The 213-nt window shown below is 57.7% G+C and carries 1 pseudogene; it reads right to left on the reverse strand.

The features are described 5' to 3' along the window. A pseudogene (locus DEO48_RS15315) lies at window positions 1–212 on the reverse strand (hypothetical protein); the annotation flags it as partial. Between the last annotated feature and the right edge of the window lies 1 nt (window position 213).

Consider the following 213-nt stretch of genomic DNA (forward strand, 5'->3'; position numbering starts at 1 on the left):
CCGCTGCCGTCTGGCAGGGTGAGCATGACGTGATGCTGCAGGATGTTCTGGTCGTCAGGGTTGCCGGTGCAGTTGAGATTCAGCATGACGTTTTCCGGGCTGGTGATAATGTACTCGGTGACGCCCATACCGAAACCGCTGCTCCACATATTGGGGACCGCCTGTGCCGTGATGGCAAAGGTCAGTAATCCTGCTGACAGGATGGCGTGCATG

This window comes from Enterobacter sp. CGMCC 5087 (genome assembly GCF_003144775.1).
Classification (GTDB): Bacteria; Pseudomonadota; Gammaproteobacteria; order Enterobacterales; family Enterobacteriaceae; genus Enterobacter; species Enterobacter cloacae_M.